Source organism: Methylophaga sp. (assembly GCF_009711715.1).
In the GTDB taxonomy this organism is placed as follows: domain Bacteria; phylum Pseudomonadota; class Gammaproteobacteria; order Nitrosococcales; family Methylophagaceae; genus Methylophaga.
This window is the reverse complement of record NZ_VENF01000029.1, coordinates 1-7,415: the sequence shown is the minus strand read 5'-3', so window position 1 is coordinate 7,415 and position 7,415 is coordinate 1. Positions and strand designations below refer to the sequence as shown.

At 51.5% G+C, this 7,415-nt stretch carries 5 protein-coding genes and 1 pseudogene; all 6 read left to right on the top strand.

Features of this window, described 5'->3' with window-relative positions; translation table 11 throughout:
• Positions 1–407 precede the first annotated feature (407 nt).
• Positions 408–728, top strand: coding sequence for a hypothetical protein (locus tag FH755_RS13740; RefSeq protein WP_292441675.1), 321 nt, complete (start codon positions 408–410; stop codon positions 726–728).
• A gap of 62 nt (positions 729–790) precedes the next feature.
• Entirely contained in the window at positions 791–2,068 is a 1,278-nt protein-coding gene (locus FH755_RS13735) for a TolC family protein (RefSeq protein ID WP_292441674.1), read from the top strand.
• A 5-nt stretch (positions 2,069–2,073) separates the two neighbouring features.
• Complete coding sequence (locus FH755_RS13730) at positions 2,074–3,300, top strand: efflux RND transporter periplasmic adaptor subunit (RefSeq protein WP_292441673.1); 1,227 nt, start codon at positions 2,074–2,076, stop codon at positions 3,298–3,300.
• Positions 3,301–3,309: 9 nt separating this feature from the next.
• Positions 3,310–6,447 carry a CusA/CzcA family heavy metal efflux RND transporter gene (locus tag FH755_RS13725; protein ID WP_292441672.1) on the top strand — a complete coding sequence of 1,046 codons (3,138 nt, stop codon included), beginning with the start codon at positions 3,310–3,312 and terminating at the stop codon, positions 6,445–6,447.
• Between the two features lie 23 nt (positions 6,448–6,470).
• Positions 6,471–6,809, top strand: a complete 339-nt coding sequence (locus FH755_RS13720) for a DUF3147 family protein (RefSeq protein ID WP_292441671.1) — start codon at positions 6,471–6,473, stop codon at positions 6,807–6,809.
• Positions 6,810–6,976: 167 nt separating this feature from the next.
• Positions 6,977–7,415, top strand: a pseudogene (locus FH755_RS13715) (hypothetical protein); the annotation flags it as partial.

Genomic DNA, 7,415 nt, shown 5'->3' with positions numbered 1-7,415 from the left:
GATGATTTAATGGCGCCGATTGAGGGCTATCGGCCGATAAGTAAAAATTGATGCCTCTCTACAGGCTAGCAAACACGGGGGCTTCGGAGGTTTTTGCAGTATTTGGAGGCAAAATCCCTAGGACCCCACTGAGGAAGAGAAACTACGGTCCCAAAGCTCTGCTGAACCCAGCCAGCGTGGAAGTCTGGATGCCTGAAATTTGCTGAGATGCGGTGTTCAATAACTCTGAGATGGATTGTTCATAGGAAGTGCTGAATAGTCTTAAAGCAGACTATGAACTTCATCTGAACTTATCGGTCTGCATCATTTATGTTCCGGTGTTTGAAATCATCGCCATCAACGCTGCAAATTTGATTTGTCCCGGTTCCGGTCATACTATGAACAGACTCAACACATAAGTTATTAGCGTGAAGCCGAATTATTTCGTCACAATCAGTCTGCTGATATGCATGGTCTTTGCCACCGGTGCTTCGGCCTTTTTACATCTGAATGAGCATCTGCATGCAGATGCAGACCATCAACATCTGGTCGATGCTGATCATCAGCATCCTGATGGTTCCGCACATGAAGCGGATCATGCACACCATTTTAATCTGCATGTGGTCGGCGATCTGGTTGAACATGACTGTCTGAGCTTTATTAAGGCCGCTAACCTCATTTCCGGTGAGGTTAACTCCCCGCTGGTATCACGTACCTACACCCCCCCTATTCCCCCGCCCAACGCCTGAACCTGTAGCACTCAACCTTTTTTACACGCTCAAAGCGTGAAAATTTGCTATGGGAATTGACCATGAAAGCTTTAACTTTTTTACGGTGCACAGGACTCACTGTTGTTGCCGTTTTTACCGGGCTGATATCCGGCACGGCATTGGCTATCGAGCCTGCTACGGCAGTTGATCGCACGCTGGCATCCAGTCCTGAACTGCAACTCTATCCTTATCATGTCCGCGCACTGGAAGCCGAATCATTACAGGCGGGATTAAAGCCCAATCCTGTGCTGGGCGTGGAACTGGAAAATGTCATGGGCACGGGCGACAGACGTGTGCTGGCAGGTCACGAGCTCACCTTGTCTTTGAGTCAGGTGCTCGAACTCGGTGGCAAGCGTGAGCGGCGGGTTGATGTCGTCGACAGGCAATCTGCCGAGTTACAGCGCGAGTTTGAAGTAAAGCGTCTGGACGTTGTTGCTGCCACTTTACGTGATTATTACGACACTTTACGCCTGCAACAGCTGCTGGAGTGGAACCAGCGCCGCATCGCCTCTGAAAAAGCCGCATTGCAAGTGATTCAGAAACGGGCCAATGCCGGCGTAGTCGGTGAAGCCGATTTAATGCGGATGCAGCTACGCCTGGCCAAGTCAGAGTCAAAGCAGGACACGCTTAATGCTCAGCATGAGCAGGCACTCAGAAGGCTGGCTGCCAACTGGGCACAGGAGCCTGATTTCAACGTTGTTGATGGCGATATGGCACGTCTGCCTGCCTTACCCGATACCACCCAACTTGAGCAGGCCCTGCTTGAAACACCGGATTATCTGCTGGTTGTTGCCCAGATCCGAATCAATGAAGCCAGGTTGTCTCTGGCTGAAGCCGAGCGCACAGCGAATGTCACTGTCGGTGCCGGTGTAAGACGATTCGAGGCCAATGATGATGTGGCCTTACTCTTCAATTTTTCCATGCCTTTGCAGTTCAATGACCGCAATCAGGGCAATATCGCCCGGGCACAGGCTCAATATCAGGAAAAACTGGCTCACCAGGAACTGCTGAAGACCCGGCTGGAGATCGCATTGAGCCGGATTCGGGCAGCGATGCAGAACAACCTGGAACAGGAAAAGCGCCTCAAACAGCAACTTGAACCGGTTGCCCATTCCCTGCTTCAGGAAGTTGAGCGTGGATACAAGCTGGGTATCTATAACGTGCTGCAATGGGTCGATGCGCAGGATGAACTTTATGCCATAGAGCGCGAGATTATCGAAGCACAGTACGCCATTCACCTGCAGTTTCTGGAACTGGAAAGACTCAGCGGCATGGGTCTGGTTAATGACTCATCTCCCGTCGCCGCTGATAAGGAATAAACAACATGAAATTCTATCTGTTTTTACTGGCCCTGCTTTTTAATGCCGCTGTCTATGCCGCAGGAGGTCATGGCCATGGTCATGATGATGCTACACAGGAAGCGCCACCGGAAGGACCGCACGGCGGGCGACTGTTGCAGAGTGATGCCCTGAATCTTGAACTCACTATTTTTGAATCCGGTATTCCACCGGAAATGCGGATATTTCCCTATCAGCCTGATGGCAATCCGATTGATCCGGAACAGATTGAAATGACCGTCACACTCAACCGGACCGGCGGGGAGCAGGATCTGATCGACTTTACACCGGAAAACGACTACCTGCTGGGCGATCTGGAAATTGTTGAACCGCACTCGTTTGAAGTGGAAGTCTCTGCCAACTATCAGGATAAAAATTACCACTGGCACTTTGAGAGCTATGAGGGCCGTGCAGAAATTCCGGATCGCCTGCTGGCACTATCAGGGGTCGAAACGGAAACCGCTGGGCCACAGACTTTAACGCTGACCAAGACTGTTTACGGCATTATCAGTAAAGCGGAAGACAGCGTATTTCATGTTCATGCCCCCTACCCCGGCATCGTTCAGTCGGTGCTGGTCAACACCGGCGATAAAGTCAAAAAAGGCCAGCGTCTGCTGACCGTACTCAACCAGCAAACTTTGCAGACCTATAGCGTGACCAGCCCTGCTGCCGGTGAAGTCACGCTGCGTCCTATTAAAAAAGGTGACCACACGGATATGGGCACCTTGGTGGAAGTCAGTGACTTATCCAGAGTCTGGGTTGAAATGTCGATGTTTCCGCAGGATATCGAAGCGATCTCAAAAGGCATGAAGGTCAAAGTCAGTGATTTGCATGGCGAACAGTCGGCAGTGACCGAGTTGGATTATCTGTCACCGCAGATGACCGGCGGCCATATCGCCCGCGCCAGGAGCACGCTCAAAAACACGGAGGGTAACTGGCGGCCCGGCATGCATGTGATTGCCAAGGTGATAACCGAGAAAATCGAGGTCCCTCTGGCTGTCAGACGCTCTGCCTTACAGACATTTCGTGAGATGCCAGTCGTGTTTGCCCGATTCGGCAATCTGTTTGAGGTGAGGATGGTGCAGCTGGGACAACAGGACGATGAATACATTGAAGTCACCGGTGGACTGAACCCCGGCACCGACTATGTCACTCAAAACAGCTATCTGCTCAAGGCCGAAGTCCTGAAAGATGGCGCCAGCCACGACCACTAGGAGCGAACAATGATAGATTCGATTATTCGCTTCGCGATAAATCAGCGCTGGCTGGTACTGGTGCTGACCCTGCTGATCGCCGGCCTGGGCATTTACAACACCTATAAACTGCCCATTGATGCGGTACCGGATATCACCAATAAACAGGTGCAGATCAATACTGAAGTACCCGGCTATTCGCCACTGGAAGCCGAACAACGGGTCACTTACCTGGTTGAAAACGCCATGGCCGGTTTACCGGATCTGGAATATACCCGTTCTATCTCACGCTATGGCTTGTCACAGGTCACTGTAGTGTTTGAGGACGAGACCGATATTTACCTGGGCAGACAGCAAATCAGTGAGCGGTTACAGTCGATCCGTGGTGAACTGCCCGCAGGGGCTGAACCGCAACTGGGCCCGGTGGCCAGTGGCCTGGGTGAAATCTTCACCTATGCCATCAGCGCTGAAGCAGGTGCGCTGAATGAGAACGGTCAACCTTATACGGCTGAAGACCTGAGAACCATCCAGGACTGGATAATCCGTCCACAACTGGTGACAGTGCCAGGCATCACTGAAATCAACAGTGTTGGCGGCTATGAACGTGAGTATCAGGTCGCCCCCGATCCGGCCAAGCTGCTCGCTTACAAATTAACCCTGGCTGATGTTTCAAAAGCCCTGATGGAAAACAACCAGAATGTTGGTGCCGGTTATATCGAACGCTATGGTGAACAATGGCTGGTTCGTTCACCGGGTCAGTTGAAAACACTGGATGATATTCGTCAGGTTGTGATCGCAAAACGCGATGATATGCCGATTACGATCGGTGATGTGGCTGAAGTGATGCTGGGCAAACAGCTCCGCACCGGTGCTGCGACACAAAATGGCAAAGAGACCGTACTCGGCACCGCCTTTATGTTGATTGGCGAAAACAGCCGCATAGTCGCCAAAGCCGTTTCTGAAAAGCTGGCAGCAGTCAATCGGAGCCTGCCTGAAGGCATCAAAGCCGAAGCAGTCTATAACCGCACAAGTCTGGTTGAGGAAACCATTGTTACGGTGCAGAAAAATCTGCTTGAAGGCGCGCTGCTGGTCATTGTGGTGCTGTTCGCACTGCTGGGTAACTTCCGTGCCGCGTTTATTACTGCGCTAATCATTCCTCTGAGTATGCTGTTTGCCGTGACCGGCATGGTCAATAACCGGGTGTCGGGCAACCTCATGAGTCTTGGGGCAATTGACTTTGGTCTGATTGTTGATGGTGCCGTCATTGTTGTGGAAAATGCACTGCGCCGCCTCGGTCTGGCCCAGCAGCGTCTGGGACGTTTGCTGACCCTGCAGGAGCGTCTGCAGGAAGTCAGCGAAAGTACCCGTGAAGTTTTCAACCCGGCAGTATTTGGCGTGCTGATTATCATGCTGGTGTACCTGCCGCTGTTTGCCCTGGGCGGTGTCGAGGCCAAAATGTTTGAACCCATGGCCTTTACTGTCATGGCGGCCCTGACCGGTGCTCTCATCTTTGCCGTCACATTCGTACCGGCCGCGGTGGCCATCTTTGTCCGCGGCAAAGTTCAGCACCGGGAGAATATCCTGATGCGGGCCGCGCGGTTTGGCTATCGGCCTTTTCTGGGGCTGGCGATGCGAGCCCCCCTGATCGTGACAGTCGCGGCCCTCGTTTTTGTGGTCTGGACGGCGAGTCTGACTACCCGTATGGGGGCTGAATTTCTGCCTAAACTGGATGAAGGCGATATTGCCATGCACGCGCTTCGTATCAGTGGTACCGGTCTTGAGCAGTCAGTTGAGATGCAGAATCAGTTGGAAAGCGTCATTCGCGAGTTTGACCAGGTGGAACGGGTATTCTCGAAAATCGGTACCCCGGATATTGCGACCGATCCGATGCCGCCGAGTGTGGCTGATACCTATATCATCGTCAAACCACGCAGTGAATGGGCCGACCCCACACAGACCAAGGCCGGGTTTCTGGATCAATTACGTGAAGCCGTGGAAGTCGTACCTGGCAATAAATATGAATTTACCCAGCCGATTGAGATGCGTTTCAATGAGCTGATTGCCGGTGTCAGGGCCGATGTGGCCGTCCGGATCTACGGTGATGATCTGGAACAGCTGAATGCTATTGGCGAGTCTGCCATTAATATCATTAACGGCGTAGACGGTGCCGCCGATGTCCGCATGGAGCAGATAACGGGACTGCCGATGTTATCAATTGAACCCGATCGTGATCATCTTGCTCTGCTGGGTCTCAGTGTCAGTGATATGCAGCAGACGGTCCAAACGGCTGTTGGTGGCCGTGATGTCGGCCTGATATATGAGGGCGATAAACGTTTCAAACTGGTGGTCAGGCTGGCTGAAGATAAAAGGACAGACGTCGATTACCTGTCCAGGTTACCAGTGGCACTGCCACATAGTGATGAGCCTGATTTGTCTTATGTCCCGCTGGGGGAAATAGCGCATATTGAAAAGTATGTCGGTCCTAACCAAATCAACCGTGAGAACGGCAAGCGCCATGTTCTGGTGTCAGCCAATGTGGTTGAACGGGACCTGGCTTCCTTTATCAGCGATCTGCAGACAGCGATTAATGATGAACTGCCGATGCCCGCGGGTTACTGGGTCGATTATGGCGGTACCTTTGAGCAACTGCAGTCTGCCACCCAGCGATTGTCGATTGTGGTGCCGGTCACGCTGTTACTGATCCTCGGACTGCTGATAAGCGCTTTTAAATCCTTCAGAGATGCCCTGCTGGTCTTTTCCGGTATTCCACTGGCGCTGACAGGCGGGATATTATCTTTAACACTGAGAGACATGCCGCTATCGATTTCGGCGGCGGTGGGTTTTATCGCCCTGTCAGGTATTGCTGTGTTGAATGGTATCGTCATGTTGTCGTTTATCCGGCAACTGCGTGACAAGGGGGAAACCCTGCTGATTGCAGTCCGAAGTGGCGCCATGCAGCGTTTGCGGCCCGTGTTGATGACTGCCCTGGTCGCGAGTCTGGGCTTTTTACCAATGGCACTCAATACCGGCACCGGTGCTGAGGTGCAGCGTCCTCTGGCAACCGTTGTAGTTGGCGGTATTATCTCGTCAACCTTGCTGACCCTGGTGGTGTTACCGGCACTCTATATTCTGGCTCATCGTCGCCAGGAGCGGCTGTCCAGAAAATAAGGGATAAGACAATGTGGTATTACATGACTAAAGTTCTTGTCAGTGCGGTGCTGATTGTGGCGATCTCTGAAGTTGCAAAGCGAAGCTCCGTGCTGGGGGCCATTCTGGCCTCGGTACCACTAGTCTCTGTCATTGCCATGATTTGGCTGTATCACGAAACCGGTGATACAGCCAAAATCAGCGCACTGGCTACCAGCATATTCTGGCTGGTCATCCCTTCCCTGGCTTTATTCCTCGCGTTGCCGGCTTTGCTGAAAAATGGCTTCAGCTTTTACCTGAGCATGTTAATAGCCATTGCTGTCACTGTCCTTTGTTATTTTTTAATGCTGACAGGCCTGAAATTATTTGGAATTCATATTTAAGTTCTGGGACTTGCTACCAGGCTATGAATGAGACCTGTCAGTCTTTATGGTTAAGCGCCAGCTGATATGATCGGCGTGGCTATGCGCTTATCAATTTCCCCCCTCAAATAACAATTCTCATGCTACGTAAAACGAAGCTGAAAACGATTTATTATTTCAACGCCACGTTGATTTTGCTGCTGGTGGGGTATCAGATATATCTCAATTTGTCCGACACGCAATATGCTTCATTACACCTTTCAGAAATCGCCAGTATCAAGCAGCGTCTGCAAAGCAAAGACGCATTCCAGTTTATTGTGGTTGGCAATATCAACAACTCCTCAAGCATTTTCCAGAAAGAATTTATTCCCCAGTTGAATCAATCCAGGGCTGATTTTCTGATTTCATCCGGCAATGCGGTCAGTGACGGGGCCGAGGAAAATTATCGTTCCCTGATTAAAATGCTGATGGGGCTGGATATGCCCTGGCTGCTGACTTATGGGGTCCTAGGGATTTTGCCTCCAAATACTGCAAAAACCGTTGAAGGCCCCGTATTTACTGGCCTCCAAGCCACTATTAATTTTAATTTAGCTCGAGTTTCAGTATCTTCTTCGGCCTTTGGGTCAA

Bases quoted from the DNA above. Each gene is read 5' to 3' on its own strand.
- FH755_RS13735 (WP_292441674.1), top strand. From the start codon at position 791: ATGAAAGCTTTAACTTTTTTACGGTGCACAGGACTCACTGTTGTTGCC.
- FH755_RS13720 (WP_292441671.1), top strand. From the start codon at position 6,471: ATGACTAAAGTTCTTGTCAGTGCGGTGCTGATTGTGGCGATCTCTGAA.
- FH755_RS13725 (WP_292441672.1), top strand. From the start codon at position 3,310: ATGATAGATTCGATTATTCGCTTCGCGATAAATCAGCGCTGGCTGGTA.
- FH755_RS13730 (WP_292441673.1), top strand. From the start codon at position 2,074: ATGAAATTCTATCTGTTTTTACTGGCCCTGCTTTTTAATGCCGCTGTC.